The sequence below is a fragment of the Streptomyces violaceusniger Tu 4113 genome, assembly GCF_000147815.2.
GTDB lineage: Bacteria > Actinomycetota > Actinomycetes > Streptomycetales > Streptomycetaceae > Streptomyces > Streptomyces violaceusniger_A.
Window position 1 is genome coordinate 7,456,182 of sequence record NC_015957.1, and the last position, 21,674, is coordinate 7,477,855.

General features: G+C 71.1%; 1 protein-coding gene and 2 pseudogenes. All 3 read right to left on the reverse strand.

The window, feature by feature from the left end; translation table 11 throughout:
- Positions 1-997: 997 nt before the first annotated feature.
- Positions 998-19,963, reverse strand: coding sequence for a type I polyketide synthase (locus tag STRVI_RS56175; RefSeq protein ID WP_435532630.1), 18,966 nt, complete (start codon positions 19,961-19,963; stop codon positions 998-1,000).
- Between the two features lie 305 nt (positions 19,964-20,268).
- Positions 20,269-21,543, reverse strand: a pseudogene (locus STRVI_RS56180) (beta-ketoacyl synthase N-terminal-like domain-containing protein); the annotation flags it as partial.
- A gap of 69 nt (positions 21,544-21,612) precedes the next feature.
- Positions 21,613-21,666: pseudogene (locus STRVI_RS56510) on the reverse strand (polyketide synthase docking domain-containing protein); the annotation flags it as partial.
- Between the last annotated feature and the right edge of the window lie 8 nt (positions 21,667-21,674).

Genomic DNA, 21,674 nt, shown 5'->3' on the forward strand with positions numbered 1-21,674 from the left:
CCAGGTGGGTGGGGCGGACGAAGTGCCCCTCATCGCGCGAGGGATGCCTCGAAGGTGGCCGGGCGGGGCTTTTGCCGTCCCTCCGTGCCGTCTCTCTTTGCCGCCGCTTGCGCCGCCGCGTTTACCGTCCCGAGCCGACCGGTTCATCCGGCTGGGCCAGAGCGTTCGGCGGTGGTCTGGGGGCTGTGACGCCGTCGGCTCAAGACACCGCGCGCGATACCGACGCAGCCGACTGGTTGCCAGTCGGGCGGTCGGTCTGTTCCGCCTCCGCAAGCTGCCACTCGATGTCGGTCAGGACCGCACCGCTCGGAGCGTCGCACTGTCGCCGTTCAGCCCGGCAGACCTCGTCGAGCCGCCCGCATCCCTGCCGGAACGAGTCCGCTGTCCCGACTCACATCCCGGGAGGCGACATGGCCGGTGAAACCTACAGTAATGGAGCCCCCGAACGCTCCGGTGCCGTACCGCCGGGTGCCACGTCGCATGTGCCGGTGATGACCACCCGGCGCGCGGCCACGGGTGCTCCGCACGGTGGCGCGGCGCGGCCGACCTCCAGAACAGGGTCCGTCACTGACACGTCGGTCGCCTTTCGATGGATGCGAGTTCCTTGTCCTGATCCAGAGCGTGCCGATCATGACTCAAGGACGAGTCAAGATCCACGCAAGGGGTCTGAGAGTTAACCCACACGTAAAGCTCTGGGTAAGGCTTTCTGGTCGGCGTGCGAGACGTCGGAGCGAAGGAAGCCCGCGAAACACCGCGACGGCCTGCACACACGGCACGCCAACGCGATGCGTGGATTCCTTGAGTACTCCCCCGGCAAGCGAGGAGAGTTTCCGTCCCCGACGGGCGGGAGCGCCTCCGCGCCGCAACGCAAGCCGATGCGGCCAGTACGCGTAGTACACGCACTGGCCGCATTGGCCGTATTGGCCGTATTGGCTTATTACGTCAGGGACTCGTGGAATGGGCAGGGGCTCCGGACGTCCGGGGCCCCTGCCGTTCGTTAGTCGGCCTGGCCGGTCGCCCCCGCCAGCCATTCACGCACGGCTGCCGCGGTGGAGGCGGCGAACTGCCGGTCCATGATGCTGAAGTGGTCGCCCGGCACGTCGATGACCGCTGAGGCCGTGAGCGAGGTCTGCCAGCCGTCACCGTCCTCGGCCACCACGGGCCGGGTGGCGCGGACCAGGCACGACGGCACGGTCAGTCCCTGCGGCTCCCAGTCGAGCAGCAACTCCCCGCAGATCCAGGCCGAGGCGGTGATCTCCTCGGTCCGGAACCCCTCGTCAGCCTGGCGCCTGTCCAGCGAACGGGCGCGCTCCAGACCGACCCGGGCCATCTCGTTCTTCCACCGCTTCAGCACCGGGCTGTTCATCGGATACGAGTCGAACAGCACCACCCCCGACGGGTCGTTGCCCCGCCGGTGCAGCTCCCGCGCGATCTCGTGGGCGAGTACGCCGCCGGAGGACAGACCGGCGAGGGCGAACCCGGAGTCACCGATGTAGTCCTGCACCGCGTCGGCCAGCGTCGCGATCAGCACCCCGCTGGTCTCCGGCAGCGGCGAATCCGCCGCGAACCCCGGTGCCACCAGAGCGGAGACCTTCCAGTCGGCGGCCAGTTCGGCCGCGAACCTGGTGTAGGTCTGCGGGCCATTCAACGCCAGCGGCGGGCAGATGCAGATCAGGTGCGAACCCGCGTCCCCGGCGGACAGCCGCACCGGCACCGGCCGACGCTTCAGCTGCACCGGATCGTCGTACCGGGGGCGCAGCTTCGCGGCGCTGAGCGCGAACTCGTCACCGAGATCGGCGCGGCCGCGCTCCAGCGCGTTGAGGTAGAGGTCCTGCATCGGATCCTTCGGCGCCGGGACCACGGGCTCGGCGGCGGCCGGACCGGCGTCGCCGAACTTCGCGCTGAGGAAACCGGCCAGGCTCACCGCGTCCGGGTAGTCGAAGACGAGCGTCGCCGGGAGGGTCATGCCGGTGACCGTCTGGAGGCGGTTCCGCAGGTCGACGGCGGTCAGCGAGTCGAACCCGAGCTCGCGGAACTCCTTCGTGGTGCCGATCTGGTCCCCCGGCGCGTGACCGAGCACGAGGTCGACGTGATCGGTGACGAGCGTCAGCAGGTACTCGTCCCGGGCCTCGGCCCCGGACAGGCCCGCCAGGCGGTGTGCGAGGTCGTCGGGGCTGTTCTGGTGGCCGCCGGCGGCCCGGCGGGCCGGCTGACCGGTCAGGGCGCGCCACAGCGGCGGCAGATCCGCCCGACCCCGCAGAGCACCCAGATCCAGACGGGTCACCGCCACAGCAGCCCGCGGGACGGCCAAAGCCTCGTCGAACATCCGCAGACCCTGCTCAACCGTGAACGGCGGAGTACCGGACTGACTGATACGACGCATATCCGTCTCCGACAACCCGCTGGTCAGACCGGCCCCCTGAGCCCACGGCCCCCAGGCCATCGACACCCCCGGCAGACCTTGCGCACGGCGCTGCTCCATCAACGTGTCCAGGAAGACATTCCCCGCCGCGTAGTTGCCCTGCCCGGGACTGCCCAGCATTCCTGCCAGCGATGAGAACACCACGAACGCCGACAGATCCCTGTCCGCCGTCAACTCATGCAGATACCAACCGGCATCCACCTTCGGAGCCAGCACCCGATCCAGCCGGGCACCATCCAGCGAGGTCACCACGGAGTCCTCGACCACACCCGCGGTATGCACCACCGCCGACAGATCCACCCCCTCCAGCAGCGTGGCCAGCGCCTCGCGGTCGCTGACGTCACAGGCGGCGACGACCGCCCGTGCGCCCAGCTCCTCCAGCTCCGCCACCAGATCGGCCCCACCACCACCACGGCTGACCAACAGCAGATCCCGCACACCATGAGCCCGCACGAGATGCCGGGCCACCTCACGGCCCAGACCACCAGTACCACCCGTGACCAGCACCCTGCCCTCACCGAAGCCCACCGGCTCCTGTTCCGGTGCGGCAGCCACCCGCACCAGCCGGGCAGCACCCACGACACCATCCCGCACCACCAACTGCGGCTCAGCACTCACCGCCGCCCTGGCCACAAAACCGGCGTCAAGCTGTGCGGTCTGGTCATCGATGTCGAGCAAAGTGATCCGGCCCGGGTTCTCCGCCTGAGCCGAACGCACCAGACCCCACACCGCCGACGCCGCCAGGCCGCCAACCCGCTCACCGGGAACCGTTGCCACAGCACCACGGGTCACCACCACCAACCGGCCATCAGCACACCGCTCATCGGCCAGCCACCGCTGCACCTGAGCCAACACCCAACCAGTCAGGTCACGCACCGACCCCGGCACATCCCCCCCGGCACCGAACGCCTCCAGCACCACCACACCAGCGGCAGCCACATCCTCCGAAACACGGAACACAGCCACATCGGCATCCGGCACCGAACCCGACAACGTGACCGTCGACGACCAATCGACCGCCAGCATCACCCCGGACCGCACCCCATCGGCCACCCCACCCGCGGCGACCGGCCGCAACACCAGCGACCCGATCGTCAACACCGGCTCACCACCGCCATCGGCCAGCTCCACACGGACACTGTCAGAACCCGTACGAGCCACCCGCACCCGAGCCGCCACCGCACCCTCGGCGTGCAAGGTCACATCGGCAAAACTGAACGGCAACCGGCCCGCCGGAGCAGGCTCAAGACCCACATGCGCACTCGCCTGCAACGCCGCGTCCAACAGCGCCGGGTGCACACCAAACTTACGAGCCCGGTCAGCCTCGTCCTCGGCCACCGCCACCTCGGCAAACACCACACCATCGGCCTGCCACACCTGCCGCAGACCCTGAAAAGCCGGACCGTAGACGAACCCGCCCTCAGCCATCCGCTCGTAGAAGCCCGAGAGGTCCACCCACGAGGCGTCCGCAGGCGGCCACTGCCACCCGTCCGGTTCGGCGGCGAGGGCGTCGCCGATGACGGCGGTGGCGTGCCGGGTCCACGGGTCGTCGTCGGCCGGACGCGAGTAAATCACCGCGGTTCCGTCGTCGACGACCACCTGGACCTGGACGCTGTCGGACTCGGGGATGACCAGCGGGACCTCCACGATCAGCTCCCGCAGCCCACCGGCGCCCACGGCGTCCGCGCCGCGGATCGCCAGCTCCACAAAGCCCGTGCCCGGGAACAACACCGTCCCGTGCACCGCGTGATCCGCCAACCACGGCTGCGTACGCAGCGACAGCCGCGAGGTCAGCACCACCGTGCCCGAGTTCGGCACCGACACCACCGCGCCCAGCAGCGGGTGTCCGGCGGAGGCCAGACCAGCAGCGGTCACATCGCCACCGGCAATCGACGCCTGCGGCCAGTAGCGGCGACGCTGGAACGCATACGTGGGCAGGTCCACCCAGCGCGGCGTGGAGCCGGCGAACAGCGTGTCCCACGCGACCGGCACACCCCGCACGAACAGGTCACCGGCAGCCACCAGCGCGGTCCGCAAGCCGTCGCGGTCCTTGCGCATCAACGCCACGGCCACCGCGCCGGCGGCATCCGCCTGCGCCAGACCGGCCACGACCCCGTCCGGGCCCGCATCGACGAAGGTGTCCACACCCTGCCCGGCCAGCCACGCCAGCCCATCAGCGAAACGCACCGCCGACCGCACCTGCCGCGCCCAGTACCCCGGCGACGACATGTCCGCAGGCTCACCCGTCAGGTTCGACACCACCGGAATACGCGGCTCGAAGAAGGACACATCCGCGATCTCCGCCATGAAATCGTCCAGCATCGGCTCCATCAGCACCGAGTGGAACGCATGCGAGACCCGCAGCCGGGTCGTCTTCACACCCTGCGCCGTGAAGTGCTCCCCCACCTCCATGACAGCAGCCCTGGCACCGGAAACCACCACCGACCCCGGCGCGTTGACCGCCGCGACGGAGACACCCTCGGTCAGGTGCGGAAGCACGTCCTCCTCGGACGCGGCCACGGCCACCATCGCACCACCCGCCGGAAGAGCCTGCATCAGCCGGGCACGCGCAACCACCAGCCGACAGGCGTCCACCAACTCGAAGACCCCTGCCACATGGGCGGCGGCCACCTCACCGATCGAGTGCCCCAACAGATAGTCCGGGACCACGCCGAAGGACTGAAGCAGGCGGAACAGCGCCACCTCGACCGCGAACAGCGCGGGCTGCGCCCACCCCGTCGCGTTCAGCACCTCGGCGTCCTCACCCCAGATCACATCCCGCAGCGGGGACTCCAGGTGCCGGTCAAGCTCCGCCACCACCTCGTCAAAGGCCGCCGCGAACACCCCCGACTCCCCATACAACCGGCGCCCCATGCCCAGCCGCTGCGCACCCTGACCAGCGAACAGCACCGCCACCCGGCGACCCGGCCGGGCCACCCCCTCCACCGCGTTCGCCACCGGCTCCCCAGCAGCCACCGCCCGCAGACCAGCCCTCAACTCGTCACGATCAGCACCCACGACCACCGCACGATGGTCGAACAGCGAACGAGACAACAACGCCGCACCCACACCCACCGGCTCCAGCGACTCCACCGCCGACACCAAACGCTCGGCCTGCCCCCGCAGCGCCTGCTGCGTCCGGCCCGAGACCACCCACACAGTCTCGGCACCGTCCTCGACGGCTGTCTCCGCCTCGGGCTCGGTGCCGAGGCCCGGCGCGGCCTCCAGAATCACATGCGCGTTCGTCCCCGAGATACCGAACGAGGAGACACCCGCACGCCGCGGACGCCCCGTCTCCGGCCAGGGCTGCTCCTGGGTCAGCAGCCGCACCCGGCCCTGGCTCCAGTCGACATGCGTGCTCGGCTCGTCCACATGCAGCGTCCGCGGCAGCACACCGCGCCGCATCGCCAGCACCATCTTGATCACACCCGCGACACCCGCCGCCGCCTGCGAGTGACCGATGTTCGACTTCACCGACCCCAGCCACAACGGCCGGTCATCCGGCCGGTCCTGACCGTACGTCGCCAGCACCGCCTGCGCCTCGATCGGGTCACCCAGGGTGGTACCGGTGCCGTGCGCCTCTACGGCGTCCACGTCGGTGGGTGACAGACCCGCGGCGGCCAGCGCCTGCCGGATCACCCGCTGCTGCGACGGACCGTTCGGCGCCGTCAACCCGTTCGACGCACCGTCCTGGTTCACCGCACTGGACCGCACCACCGCAAGCACCCGGTGCCCGTTGCGCCGAGCGTCCGAAAGACGCTCGACCACCACGACACCGGCACCCTCGGACCATGCGGTGCCGTCCGCCGCCTCCGCGAACGCCTTGACCCGGCCGTTGGCGGCCAGGCCGCCCTGACGGCTGAACTCGATGAAACCGCCGGGGGTGGCCATGACCGCCACACCGCCGACCAGGGCGAGGGAGCACTCCCCCGAGTTCAGTGCCTGACCGGCCCAGTGCATCGCGACCAGCGACGACGAGCACGCCGTGTCGACACTCACCGCGGGGCCCTGCAGGCCGAGGGTGTACGCCACCCGGCCCGACAGCACGCTCAGCAGACCGCCGGTCAGCAGGTGGCCCTGGGCCTCCGGCGTCGCGCTGACGACCTCGCTGTAACCCGACGACGCGGCACCGATGAAGACACCGGTGGCGGTGCCGGCCAGCGCGGCCGGGTCGATGCCCGCGTGCTCCAGCGCCTCCCAGGACGCCTCCAGCACCAGCCGCTGCTGCGGGTCCGTCGCCATCGCCTCACGCGGGGAGATGCCGAAGAAGCCCGCGTCGAAGCCGCCCGCGTCCTCCAGGAAGCCGCCCTCCCGGGTGACCGAGGAGCCCGCACGCTCGCCGTTCGGGTCGTAGAGCGCTTCGAGGTCCCACCCGCGGTCGTCCGGGAAGCCGGACATCACGTCGACGCCGTCGGTGACGACACGCCACAGGTCGGACGGGTTGTTCACCCCGCCGGGGAAGCGGCAGGCCATGCCCACGATCACCATCGGGTCGTCGGCACCGCTGGCCACCAGTGCCGGCAGCGCGTCCGCGGCCTCCGTCGGCACGTCGCCGAAGCGCTCGGCCAGGTAGCCCGCGATACGCCCGGCGTTGGGGTAGTCGAAGACGAGCGTGGCCGGAAGGCTCAGCCCGGTGACGGTCTGGAGCCGGTTCCGGAACTCCACCGCGGTCACCGAGTCGAAGCCCAGCTCCTTGAACGCCTGGGCGGCGTCGACCTGGTCGCCCGCGTCGTACCCGAGCACGGCGGCGGCGTGGTCCCTGGCCGTGCTGAGCAGGTAGACGTAGCGCTCCTGCGCGGTCATCAACCGCAGGTGGTCGCCACCCTCCTCGGACTCCTCCGGCTCGGCGGCGCCGGCCGCCTCCGGCAGGAGCGAGAACAGGCGGCTGGGCCGCCCCATGCCGAACGCCGGCGCGAAGCGCGACCAGTCCATGTTCGTGACCGTGACATTGGTGTCGCCGTCGCTGAGCACCCGGTGCAGAGCGGCGACCGCCAGCTCCGGCTGCATCGGGTGCACGCCGAGCCGCTCCAGGTACTGGGCGTAGTCGGCGTCCGCGGCCATCATGCCCGGCGAGTCCCAGGCGCCCCAGGCCACGGACACCGCCGTCAGGCCCTGCGCCCGGCGGTGTCCCGCCAGCGCGTCGAGGCAGGCGTTCGCGGCGGCGTAGCTGCCCTGACCCGCGCTGCCCCAGGCCGCCGCACCCGAGGAGAACAGGACGAACGCGTCCAGCTCCACGTCCCGGGTGAGTTCGTCGAGCAGCAGCCCGCCGGTGACCTTGACCCGCAGCTGTGCCTGCAGCGCCTCCGTCGTGAGGGTCTCCACGGCACCGGCCTCGTCGACCACCCCGGCCGCGTGCATGACGGTGCGCAGGGGCAGGTCCTCCGGGACCGAGGCGATCAGCTCCGCAATGGTGTCCCGGTCACCCACGTCGCCCGCGACGACGCTCACGCGGGCGCCTGTCGCTTCGAGTTCGGCACGCAGCTCCTGCGCACCGTCGGCGGCCGGGCCGCGGCGGCTGACCAGCACGACATGCTCGGCGCCGACCTGGACCAGCCAGCGCGCCACGTGTGCGCCGACTCCGCCCGTACCGCCGGTCACGATCGCCGTGCCGCTGGTCCGCCAGGTGACGGGCAGCGTGGACGCCGGGGCGTGGACCAGGCGCCGGGCGAACAGCCCGGACGAGCGGACGGCGAGCTGGTCCTCGCCGTGCCCGCCCGCGACCACCGCGCGGAGCCGCTGCCGGACCGCGTCGTCGATGACCCTGGGAAGGTCCACGAGACCGGCCCACCGCTCGGACAGCTCCAGGGCCGCCACCCGGCCGATGCCCCAGGTGGCACCCGGCCAGACTCCGCCGGTGTGCTCCTCGCCCTGGACGGCGACGGCGCCGCGGGTGACCGCCCACACCGGCACCCGCAGGTGCTGCACCAGCCGGACGGTGGACAGCAGGCCCTCGACGTCGTCCCGGGCCGCAAGCAGCGACACCACTCCGGGGCAGGCGGGGCTCAGCGCCGGGGCCGAGCCGTCGTCCTCGGTCAGCTCGCCGCCGATGGCCTCGGCCACCGCCGTCATCCACGAGTCGGCCGCGTACCCCTCGGGCACGATCACCGCCCACCGTGCGGCGGACGAGTCCAGGAGCTGACCGGTGGCGGACGCGGGCGCCCACGTCTCCCGGTAGCGCCAGCCGTCCGCCTGCGACTCGGACTGCCGCTGGTCGCGCCACCGCAGCATGGCGGGCACCACGTCCGACAGCGCGGTGCTGTCGACGCCCAGCGAGCGCGCGAGTTCGGCGACATCGGTGTTCTGCATCGACTCCCAGAACTCCGCGTCCACCGGGTCGCGCAGCGCGGCGTCGCTGACCGCCGACGACTGCTGCGGCCAGTACCGGCGCCGCTGGAAGGCGTACGTCGGCAGGTCCACCCACTCCGTCTTGCGACCGGCGAACAGACCCTCCAAGGCCACCGGCACACCGCGTACGAAGAGCTCGGCGGCGGAGAGCAGGAACCGTTCCAGGCCGCCTTCGTTACGGCGCAGGGTGCCGGTCACCGCAACGTCCTCGCCGAGCGTGTCCTGCAACGCCATGGTGAGCACGGGGTGGGGGCTGACCTCGACAAACGCGGTGAAGCCGTCCTCGGCCAGGGCACGGGTGGCCTGCTCGAACTCCACCGTCTGCCGCAGGTTGCGGTACCAGTACCCCGCGTCCAGGCTCGCAATGTCGATCCGCTCACCCGAGACGGACGAATACATCGGCACCGAGCCGGAAACCGGGGCCAGCGGCGCCAGATCCGCCAGCACCTGATCCTCGATCAGCTCCACATAGGCAGAGTGGGAGGCGTAATCCACCGGCACCCGCCGCGCCCGCACCTCCCGCACCTCACAGCGAGCGATGACCGCGTCCAGCCCCTCGACCGGACCGGCCACCACGACCGCTCCAGGACCGTTGACGACCGCGACCGAGACACCCTCGGGCAGCATCTCACGGACCTCATCCACCGGCAGCGCCACCGCCACCATGCCACCCTGACCCGCCAGCACCTCAGCAATGGTCTGACTCCGCAGCGCCACCACCCGCGCACCATCGGACAGCGACAGACCACCGGCAACGCAAGCCGCGGCAATCTCACCCTGCGAGTGGCCCAGCACAGCGGCGGGCTCGACACCCCACGAGCGCCACACCTTCGCCAGCGACACCATCACCGCCCACAGGGCGGGCTGCACCACATCCACCCGCGCCAGCGCCGCCTCGTCCTCCAGCACGTCCAGCAGCGACCAGTCGACGAAGGGTGCAAGGGCTTCAGCGCACTCGGCCATCGACTCCCGGAACACCTCCGAGGAATCCAGCAGGTCGGAGGCCATGCCCACCCACTGGGCACCCTGGCCCGGGAAGACGAACACCGCCCGACGGCCCTGGCCGGTGCGGGCCGTGCCGTTCACCACGTTGCCGGCCGGCTCACCGGCCGCCAGATCAGTCAGACCCGCCAGCAGCTCCGCACGGTCCGTACCCACCACGATCGCGCGGTGCTCGAAGAGCGAGCGCGACAGCAGCGCCGCGCCCACGTCCACCGGCTCCAGCGACTCCACGGCGGGCAGCAGGCGCGCGGCCTGACCGCGCACCGCGGCCGCCGTGCGTCCCGAGACCACCAAGGCCACGGGGGGCTCCGAGCCGGTGTCGGCGTCGGCGTCCGGCTCGGTCTCGGGTTCGGCCTCCGGGGCTTCCAGGATCACGTGCGCGTTGGTGCCGGAGATGCCGAACGAGGAGACACCCGTCCGGCGCGGACGCCCGGTCTCGGGCCACGCCATCGCCTCGGTCAGCAGCCGCACCTGGCCCTGGGTCCAGTCCACGTGCGTGCTCGGCTGGTCCACGTGCAGCGTCCGCGGCAGCACACCGTGCCGCATCGCCAGCACCATCTTGATCACACCGGCCACACCAGCCGCGGCCTGCGTGTGACCGATGTTCGACTTCACGGCGCCCAGCCACAGCGGCTGGTCCTTGGGACGGTTCTGGCCGTACGTGGCCAGCACTGCCTGCGCCTCGATCGGGTCACCCAGCGACGTACCCGTGCCATGGGCTTCGACGGCGTCCACATCTCCGGAGTCGAGTCCGGCGGCGGCCAGCGCCTGCCGGATCACCCGCTGCTGCGACGGACCGTTCGGCGCCGTCAACCCGTTCGACGCACCGTCCTGGTTCACCGCACTGGACCGCACCACCGCAAGCACCCGGTGACCATGGCGGCGGGCATCCGAAAGACGCTCGACGATCACGACGCCGACGCCCTCGGACCAGCCCGTGCCGTCCGCCGAGTCCGCGAACGCCTTGCACCGCCCGTCCGTCGCGACGCCGCCCTGCTGGGAGAAGCCGATGAAGGTGTTCGGGGTGGCCATCATGGTCACGCCGCCGACGAGGGCGAGGGAGCACTCCCCCGCGCGTAGCGCCTGGCCTGCCCAGTGGAGAGCCACCAGCGACGACGAGCAGGCCGTGTCGACCGTCACCGCCGGGCCTTCGAGGCCCAGCGTGTACGCCACCCGGCCGGACAGCACGCTCTGGGCGTTGCCGGTCAGCATCTGGGGTTCGGCCTCGTCGAGGGCTTCGCCGATGACCTCGCTGTAGCCGGACTGGTAGCTGCCGACGAAAACTCCGGTGCGGCTGCCGGACAGCTTCTCGGGGGCGATGCCCGCGTGCTCCAGCGCCTCCCACGACGTCTCCAGCAGCAACCGCTGCTGCGGGTCGGTGACGAGTGCCTCCCGCGGCGAGATGCCGAAGAAGCCCGCGTCGAAGTCGAGTGCCTCGTTCAGGAAGCCGCCCTCACGGGTGACGGAGGTGCCCGCTCGGTCGCCCGTGGGGTCGTACAGTTGCTCCAGGTCCCAGCCACGGTCGGCGGGGAAGGGCGACATGCCGTCGTCCCCGTTCGCGATCAGCCGCCAGAACCCGTCGATGTCCTGGACCCCGCCCGGGAAGCGGCAGGCCATGCCGACGATCACGAGCGCGTCGTCGTCCACGGAGACGAGCGGCGGAAGCAGATCCATCGAGTCGCGCGGAGCGTCGCCGAACTGCTCGGCGAGGTGGGCGGCGAGGCGCTGCGCATTCGGGTAGTCGAAGACGAGGGTGGCCGGAACGGTCAGCCCCGTCGCGGTCTGCAACCGGTTGCGCAGTTCGATGGCGCTGAGCGAGTCGAAGCCGAGCTCCCGGAAGGCCTGGGTGGTGTCGATCTGCTCGCGGGAGGCGTACCCGAGCACCGCCGCCACATGATCGCCGACCAGGGCCAGCAGCGTTTCCTCGCGGTCCGCGAGGGTGAGGCCCGCCAGGCGGTGTGCGAGGTCGTCGGGGCTGTTCTGGTGGCCGCCGGCGGCCCGGCGGGCCGGCTGACCGGTCAGGGCGCGCCACAGCGGCGGCAGATCCGCCCGACCCCGCAGAGCACCCAGATCCAGACGGGTCACCGCCACAGCAGCCCGCGGGACGGCCAAAGCCTCGTCGAACATCCGCAGACCCTGCTCAACCGTGAACGGCGGAGTACCGGACTGACTGATACGACGCATATCCGTCTCCGACAACCCGCTGGTCAGACCGGCCCCCTGAGCCCACGGCCCCCAGGCCATCGACACCCCCGGCAGACCTTGCGCACGGCGCTGCTCCATCAACGTGTCCAGGAAGACATTCCCCGCCGCGTAGTTGCCCTGCCCGGGACTGCCCAGCATTCCTGCCAGCGATGAGAACACCACGAACGCCGACAGATCCCTGTCCGCCGTCAACTCATGCAGATACCAACCGGCATCCACCTTCGGAGCCAGCACCCGATCCAGCCGGGCACCATCCAGCGAGGTCACCACGGAGTCCTCGACCACACCCGCGGTATGCACCACCGCCGACAGATCCACCCCCTCCAGCAGCGTGGCCAGCGCCTCGCGGTCGCTGACGTCACAGGCGGCGACGACCGCCCGTGCGCCCAGCTCCTCCAGCTCCGCCACCAGATCGGCCCCACCACCACCACGGCTGACCAACAGCAGATCCCGCACACCATGAGCCCGCACGAGATGCCGGGCCACCTCACGGCCCAGACCACCAGTACCACCCGTGACCAGCACCCTGCCCTCACCGAAGCCCACCGGCTCCTGTTCCGGTGCGGCAGCCACCCGCACCAGCCGGGCAGCACCCACGACACCGTCCCGCACCACCAACTGCGGCTCAGCACTCACCGCCGCCCTGGCCACAAAACCGGCGTCAAGCTGTGCGGTCTGGTCATCGATGTCGAGCAAAGTGATCCGGCCCGGGTTCTCCGCCTGAGCCGAACGCACCAGACCCCACACCGCCGACGCCGCCAGGCCGCCAACCCGCTCACCGGGAACCGTTGCCACAGCACCACGGGTCACCACCACCAACCGGCCATCAGCACACCGCTCATCGGCCAGCCACCGCTGCACCTGGGTCAGCACCCAACCGGTGAGGTGGTGGGCCGACTGCGGCACGTCTCCGGAGCCCGATGCCTCCAGCACCACGACAGCGGCCGGATCGATATCGTCCAAAACGATGTCGTTCGGGGCGCCGACCACTTGGAGGTCGGCGCCGGGCGCCGGGTCGTCGTCCAGGGTGATCGTCGACGACCAGTCGACCGTCAACACCGACCCCGCCTGCGCGTCGCCGACCGGGCCGGTCGCCGTGACCGGCTGCAACACCAGCGTTCCGATCGTCAGCACCGGCTCACCGCTGCCATCGGCCAGTTCGACGCTGACACTGTCCGGGCCCGTACGGACCACCCGCACGCGGGTCGCGGTCGCGCCACCGGCGTGCAGGGTCACATCGGTGAAACTGAACGGCATCCGGCCGGCCGGAGCAGGCTCAAGACCCACGAAGGTGCTGGCCTGCAGCGCCGCGTCGAGCAGTGCCGGATGCACACCAAACTTACGAGCCCGGTCAGCCTCCTCGTCCGCCACCGTCACCTCGGCGAACACTTCCTCGGGACCCACCCACACCTGCCGCAGCCCCTGGAACACCGGCCCGTAAGCGAATCCGTCGTCGGCGAGCGACTGGTAGAAGTCGGCGACATCGGCCTGTGCGGCGTCCATCGGCGGCCACTGCCAGGCGACGGCATTCCCCGCCGGGCTGCCCTCCGGGTCGATGACGGCGGTGGCGTGCCGGGTCCACGGGTCGTCGTCGGCCGGACGCGAGTAAATCACCGCGGTTCCGTCGTCGACGACCACCTGGACCTGGACGCTGTCGGACTCGGGGATGACCAGCGGGACCTCCACGATCAGCTCCCGCAGCCCACCGGCGCCCACGGCGTCCGCGCCGCGGATCGCCAGCTCCACAAAGCCCGTGCCCGGGAACAACACCGTCCCGTGCACCGCGTGATCCGCCAACCACGGCTGCGCCCGCAGCGACAGCCGCGAGGTCAGCACCACCGTGCCCGAGTTCGGCACCGACACCACCGCGCCCAGCAGCGGGTGTCCGGCGGAGGCCAGACCAGCAGCGGTCACATCGCCACCGGCAATCGACGCCTGCGGCCAGTAGCGGCGACGCTGGAACGCGTAGGTCGGCAGGTCCACCCGGCCGGGCTTCCGTCCGCCGAACAGCTCGTCCCAGACGACCGGCACGCCCCGCACGAACAGGTCACCGGCAGCCACCAGCGCGGTCCGCAAGCCGTCGCGGTCCTTGCGCATCAACGCCACGGCCACCGCGCCGGCGGCGTTCGCCTGCGCCAGACCGGCCACGACCCCGTCCGGGCCCGCATCGACGAAGGTGTCCACACCCTGCCCGGCCAGCCACGCCAGCCCATCAGCGAAACGCACCGCGGAGCGCACCTGCCGCGCCCAGTACTTCGGCGACGACATGTCCTCGGGCTCGCCGGTCAGGTTCGACACCACCGGAATACGCGGCTCGGAGAAGGACACATCCGCGATCTCCGCCATGAAATCGTCCAGCATCGGCTCCATCAGCACCGAGTGGAAGGCGTGCGAGACCCGCAGCCGGGTCGTCTTCACACCCTGCGCCGTGAAGTGCTCCCCGACCTCCATGACAGCGGCCTTGGCACCGGAAATCACCACTGAGCCAGGGGCGTTGACCGCCGCGATCGACACGTCCTCGGACAGGTAGGGCAGCACGTCCTCCTCGGGCGCGGCGATGGCGACCATCGCACCACCCGCCGGAAGAGCCTGCATCAGCCGGGCACGCGCAACCACCAGCCGACAGGCGTCCACCAGCTCGAAGACCCCTGCCACATGGGCGGCGGCCACCTCACCGATCGAGTGCCCCAACAGGTAGTCCGGGACCACGCCGAAGGACTGAAGCAGGCGGAACAGCGCCACCTCGACCGCGAACAGCGCGGGCTGCGCCCACCCCGTCGCGTTCAGCGCCTCGGCGTCCTCACCCCAGATCACGTCCCGCAGCGGGGACTCCAGGTGCCGGTCAAGCTCCGCCACCACCTCGTCAAAGGCCGCCGCGAACACCCCCGACTCCCCATACAACCGGCGCCCCATGCCCAGCCGCTGCGCACCCTGACCAGCGAACAGCACCGCCACCCGGCCACCCGGCCGGGCCACCCCCTCCACCGCGTTCGCCACCGGCTCCCCAGCAGCCACCGCCCGCAGACCAGCCCTCAACTCGTCACGATCAGCACCCACGACCACCGCACGATGGTCGAACAGCGAACGAGACAACAACGCCGCACCCACACCCGCCGGCTCCAGCGACTCCACCGCCGACACCAGACGCTCGGCCTGCCCCCGCAGCGCCTGCTGCGTCCGGCCCGAGACCACCCACACCGACCCCCCATCGCCCCCGGCTTCAACCTCGGGCTCGACGGCAGGCACGGCCTCCAGAATCACATGCGCGTTCGTCCCCGAGATACCGAACGAGGAGACACCCGCACGCCGCGGACGCCCCGTCTCCGGCCAGGGCTGCTCCTGGGTCAGCAGCCGCACCCGGCCCTGGCTCCAGTCGACATGCGTGCTCGGCTCGTCCACATGCAGCGTCCGCGGCAGCACACCGCGCCGCATCGCCAGCACCATCTTGATCACACCCGCGACACCCGCCGCCGCCTGCGAGTGACCGATGTTCGACTTCACCGACCCCAGCCACAACGGCCGGTCCTCCGGACGGTCCTGACCGTACGTCGCCAGCACCGCCTGCGCCTCGATCGGGTCATCCAGGGTGGTACCGGTGCCGTGCGCCTCTACGGCGTCCACGTCGGTGGGTGACAGACCCGCGGCGGCCAGCGCCTGCCGGATCACCCGCTGCTGCGACGGACCGTTCGGCGCCGTCAACCCGTTCGACGCACCGTCCTGGTTCACCGCACTGGACCGCACCACCGCAAGCACCCGGTGCCCGTTGCGCCGAGCGTCCGAAAGACGCTCGACCACCACGACACCGGCACCCTCACTGAAGCCCGTGCCATCCGCGGCCTCCGCGAACGCCTTGCAGCGACCGTCGGCCGACAGACCACCCTGCTGCGAGAACCCGACGAACGTGTGCGGCAACGCGTTCACCGTCACACCCGCCACCAGCGCCAGCGAGCACTCACCACCCCGCAGCGCCTGACCCGCCAAGTGCAGCGCCACCAACGACGACGAACACGCCGTGTCCACCGTCACCGCCGGACCCACCAGCCCCAGCGAGTACGCCACCCGGCCGGAGAGAACGCTCTGCGCGCCACCGGTCAGCAACTGCGCGTCCGCGTCCGCCAGCGCCGCCGACACGACCTCGGAGTAGCCGGACTGGTAGCTGCCGACGAACACACCCGTCGCCGAACCCGCCAGCGACACGGGATCGATACCCGCGTGCTCCAGCGCCTCCCACGAACCCTCCAACAGCAGCCGCTGCTGCGGGTCCATCGCCAGCGCCTCACGCGGCGACATCGCGAAGAAACCCGCGTCGAAGTCCATCGCGCCATCGACGAAGCCACCGGCCAGGCGGCCCGCGGTGTCGGGGCCGTACAGGTGCTCCAGGTCCCAGCCCCGGTCGGTCGGAAAGCCGGTGATCGCATCGCGTTCCCCGATGACGAGGTCCCACAGCTGCTCGGGGTCGGCGACGCCGCCCGGGAAGCGGCAGGACATACCGACGATCACGAGCGGATCCTCCTCGACCGACCGCAGCACCGGCAACGCGTCGACCGGGACAGCGGCGACACCGCCAAGCCGCTCGCCCAGGAAGTCCGCGAGACGCACGGCGTTCGGGTAGTCGAAAACGAGCGTCGACGGCAGACTCAGCTCCGTCACGGTCTGGAGCCGGTTGCGCAGCTCGACCGCCGTCAGCGAGTCGAACCCGACCTCCCGGAAGGGCTTGCTCTCGTCGATGTCGGTACCCGACTGGTAGCCGAGCACCGAGGCGACGTGGTCGCGGACCAAGGCCAGCAGCCGAGTGTGCCGCTCATCGGCCGACAGCGCGGTCATGCGCTGCGCGAAGCCGCCGCCGCACGCCTCCTGCGCGGCCACCGCGCGGCGCACCGGCCCGGAGACCAGGCTGCGCAGGACCGCCGGGAGTTCGCCCTGGGCGCGCAGGGCGGGCAGGTCGAGACGGGCCAGGGCGAGGACCGGGCGTCCGGCCACCAGCGCCTGGTCGAAGAGCGCAAGACCCTGCTCCACCGTCAGCGGGGGCACTCCCGAGCGGGCGATACGGCGCATGTCGACCTCGGACAGGGTGCCGGTCAGGCCCACGTCCTGCGTCCAGGCGGCCCAGGCCATCGAGACGCCGGGCAGGCCTTCCTGGCGACGCCGCTCCATCAGGGCGTCCAGGAACATGTTGGCCGCAGCGTAGTTGGCCTGGCCCGGGCTGCCGATCAGCCCGGAGAACGACGAGAACACCGCGAAGACGCTCAGGTCGGCGTCCCGGGTCAGCTCGTGCAGATGCCAGGCCGCGTCGACCTTCGGCCGCATGACCCGGTTCATCTGATCCGCCGTCAGCGACGAGACGACGCCGTCGTCCAGGATGCCCGCGGTGTGCACCACTCCGGCCAGCTTCGTCCCCGCGAGCGCCTCCGCCAGGGCCGAGCGGTCGCTGACGTCGCACGCGGCGACGGCGACCCGGGCCCCCTGGGCGGCCAGTTCGTCGACCAGTTCGGTGGCGCCGTCGGCGTCGGCGCCCCGTCGGCTGAGCAGCAGCAGGTCACGTACCCCGTGCCGCGCCACCAGGTGCCGGGCCACCTCCCGGCCCAGGCCACCGGTACCGCCGGTTATCAGGACGGTGCCGTCGAAGGTGACCTGGTCCGGGGTCTCACCGGAGCCGGGAACGCGGGTGAAGTGTGGACCGCGGAACCCGGTGCCGCGCAGGGCGAGTTGCGGTTCGTCCGTCGAGAACGCGCAGGCCAGCAGGGCAGCGTCCAGTGCGGTGTCCGGCTCCACGTCGAGCAGCACGAAGCGGCCCGGGTCCTCGGTCTGCGCGGTCCGTACGAGGCCCCACACCGAGGCGGCGGTCAGGTCGGTGACGTATTCACCGGGACCGGTCGCGACCGCGCCCCGGGTAAGGACGACCAGGCGCTTGCCGGTGAAGCTCTGCAACTGGCCGAGCACCCAGTTCGCCGTCTCGTGGACGGACCGCACCACCTGGTCGCCTTCCGCGGCGACCTCCAGCACCACGACGTCGGACGGTGCGGCGTCGGCGACACCGCCCGGACCTCGTACGGTGGTGAATTCGACGTCCTGACCGCTGGACTCTCCCGTTGGCAGGTCGATCCAGTCGAGGGCCAGCATCGCACCGAGCCGGTCCTCGGTGGCCAGGGTCTGCGGCGTGAGCGGGCGTAGCACGAGGGAGCCGATCGACAGCACTGGCTGACCGGCTTCGTCGGCGAGCACCAGAGCGATCGCGTCAGGACCGGCGGGGGTGATCCGGGCCCGTACCCGGGTGGCTCCGGTGGCGTGCAGGGTGACGTCGTTGAAGGCGAACGGAAGCCGGCCGAGCTCGGTCGGTTCGAGGTCTGCGAACGTGGAGGGGTGCAGTGCCGCGTCGAGCAGGGCGGGGTGGATGCCGAACGCGCCCGCGCTGGTCCGCTCATCCTGTGGGAGGACTATCTCGGCCAGGATGTGGCCGTCGTGCCGCCAGGCCCTGGTGAGGCCCTGGAAGACCGGACCGTAGCCGAAACCGCTGTCGGCACTTTGCTGGTAGAAGTCGTCCAGGTCGACCGGCGTGCTGCGGGGCGGCGGCCAGGCTCCGGCCAGTTCCTCGGCCTCGATGGCAAGGCTCTCAGGATCGGTGGACCCGGTGGCGTGCCGGGTCCACGGCTCGTCCTCGCCGGTACGGGCGTAGATGCCCACCGTGTGGTCGTCACCGTCGACGACCACCTGCACCTGGACACTGTCCCGCTCGGGAATGACCAGCGGAGCCTCCACGATCAGCTCCCGCAGACGGCCCGCGCCGGCGGCGTCCGCACCACGGATCGCCAGCTCCACGAAGCCCGTGCCCGGGAAGACCACCGTGCCGTGCACCGCGTGGTCGACCAGCCACGGCTGCGCCCGCAGCGACAGCCGCGAGGTCAGCACCACCGTGCCCGAACCCGGCACCGACACCACCGCACCCAGCAACGGATGCTCAACCGACACCAAGCCCGCAGCCGCCACATCCCCCGCCACCAACGACGGCTGCGGCCAGAACCGACGACGCTGGAACGCATACGTCGGCAACTCCACCCGCCCCGACGTACGACCAGCGAACAGCCCGTCCCAGGCGACCGGGACACCACGTACGAACAGCTCCGCCGCCGAGAGCAGGAACCGCTCAAGACCACCCTCGTTACGGCGCAGCGTGCCAGTCACCGCGGCGTCCTCACCCACCGTGTCCTGCAACGCCATGGTGAGCACGGGGTGGGGGCTGACCTCGACAAACGCGGTGAACCCGTCCGCCGCCAGGGCACGGGTGGCCTGCTCGAACTCCACCGTCTGCCGCAGATTGCGGTACCAATACCCCGCGTCCAGACCCGCGGTGTCGATCGGCGTGCCGGAGACGGAGGAGTACATCAGCACCGAGCTCGACACCGGCGCCAGCCCCGCGAGATCCGCCGCCAGCCGGTCCTCGATCAACTCCACCGACGCCGAGTGCGAGGCGTAGTCCACCGGCACGCGCCGGGCCCGCACCTCCCGCTCCTCGCACCGGGCGATGACACCATCCAGTGCCTCGACCGGGCCCGCGACGACCACCGCGCCGGGGCCGTTGACGACCGCGACCGAGACGCCCTCGGGCAGCAGCTCGCGGACCTCGTCCACCGGCAGCGACACCGCCACCATGCCACCCTGACCCGCCAGCACACCGGCAATCGCCTGGCTCCGCAACGCCACCACCCGCGCACCATCGGACAGCGACAAACCACCCGCCACGACAGCAGCGGCAATCTCACCCTGCGAATGACCCACCACCGCGGCAGGCTCCACACCCCACGAGCGCCACACCCGCGCCAGCGACACCATCACCGCCCACAGGGCGGGCTGCACCACATCCACCCGCGCCAGCGCCGCCTCGTCCTCCAACACGTCCAGCAGCGACCAGTCCACAAACGGCGCCAACGCCTCAGCGCACTCCGCCATCGACTCCCGGAACACCTCCGAGGAATCCACCAGACCTCCGGCCATACCGACCCACTGCGCGCCCTGACCCGGGAAGACGAACACCACCCGACGACCCTGACCAGCCCGGGCAACGCCGTTCGCCACATTCGCAGCCGGTTCCCCACCGGCCAACGCCTGCAAGCCGGAGGCCAGCTCATCACGGTCGGTGCCCACGACGACGGCGCGGTGGTCGAACAGCGAACGCGACAGCAACGCCGCACCCACATCCACCGGCTCCGCCGACTCGACGACGGCCGACAGCAGACGCTCAGCCTGCCCCGCAGCGCCTGATCGGTCCGAGCCGAGACCACCCACGCCACCGCAGGAGGAAGGGCACCGGACTCCGGCTCGGCCTCGGCCTCGATCTCGGCGGGGGCCTCCAGGATCACGTGCGCGTTCGTACCGGACATGCCGAAGGCGGACACACCCGCGCGGCGAGGGCGGCCCGTCTCCGGCCATGCCACCGACTCGGTCAGCAGCCGCACCCGGCCCTGAGTCCAGTTCACCCGCGAACTCGGCTCGTCCACGTGCAAGGTCTGCGGCAGCACACCGTGCCGCATCGCCAGCACCATCTTGATCACACCGGCCACACCCGCCGCGGCCTGCGTGTGACCGATGTTCGACTTCAGCGACCCCAGCCACAACGGCCGGTCATCCGGCCGGTCCTGCCCGTACGTCGCCAGCACCGCCTGCGCCTCGATCGGGTCACCCAGCGTCGTACCCGTACCGTGCGCCTCCACCACGTCCACGTCGGACGGCGCCAGCTCCGCCGCCTCCAGCGCCTGCCGGATCACCCGCTGCTGCGACGGACCGTTCGGCGCCGTCAACCCGTTCGACGCACCGTCCTGGTTCACCGCACTGGACCGCACCACCGCAAGCACCTGATGCCCATTACGCTCGGCATCCGAAAGACGCTCCACCACGACGACGCCGACACCCTCGGACCAACCGGTGCCGTCCGCCGCGTCCGCGAACGCCTTGCACCGCCCGTCCGACGACAACCCACCCTGACGGCTGAACTCCACAAACGTGCCCGGCGTCGCCATCACCGTCACGCCGCCGACCAGCGCCAGCGAGCACTCCCCCGCACGCAGTGCGTGGCCTGCGAGATGCAGCGCCACCAGCGACGACGAGCACGCCGTGTCCACCGTCACCGCAGGACCCTCAAGACCCAGCGTGTACGCCACGCGGCCCGAGACGACGGCCGGAGCGGTGCCGGTCAGCACGTGCCCCCGCAGGTCCTCGGACGACCCGCCCAGGACTTCGGTGTAGCCGTAGGGTGCGGCGCCGATGAAGACGCCGGTCGGGGTGCCCGCAGCCTTGCGGGGGTCGAGGCCCGCGTTCTCAAGGGCTGCCCAGGATGTCTCCAGCAGCAGTCGCTGCTGCGGGTCGGTCGCCAGCGCCTCACGGGGCGAGATGCCGAAGAACTCGGCGTCGAAGCCGCTGGCGTCGTCGAGGAAGCCACCGCCGTTGGGGATGCCGTCGAGCAGTTCGGCGTCCCAGCCACGGTCGTTCGGGAAGCCGCCGACCGCGTCGCCCCCGGCCGCCACCAGCCGCCACAGGCCCTCGGGGTCACCGACACCGCCGGGGAACCGGCAGGCCATTCCCACAATCGCCAGGGGCTCGTTTACCGCGTCGACAAGTTCCTGATGCTCCTTGCGGAGCCGCTGGTTCTCCAGAAGCGACGCGCGCAGCGCCTCAACGATCTTATCCGAGGACTGAGTCATTTTGGCTC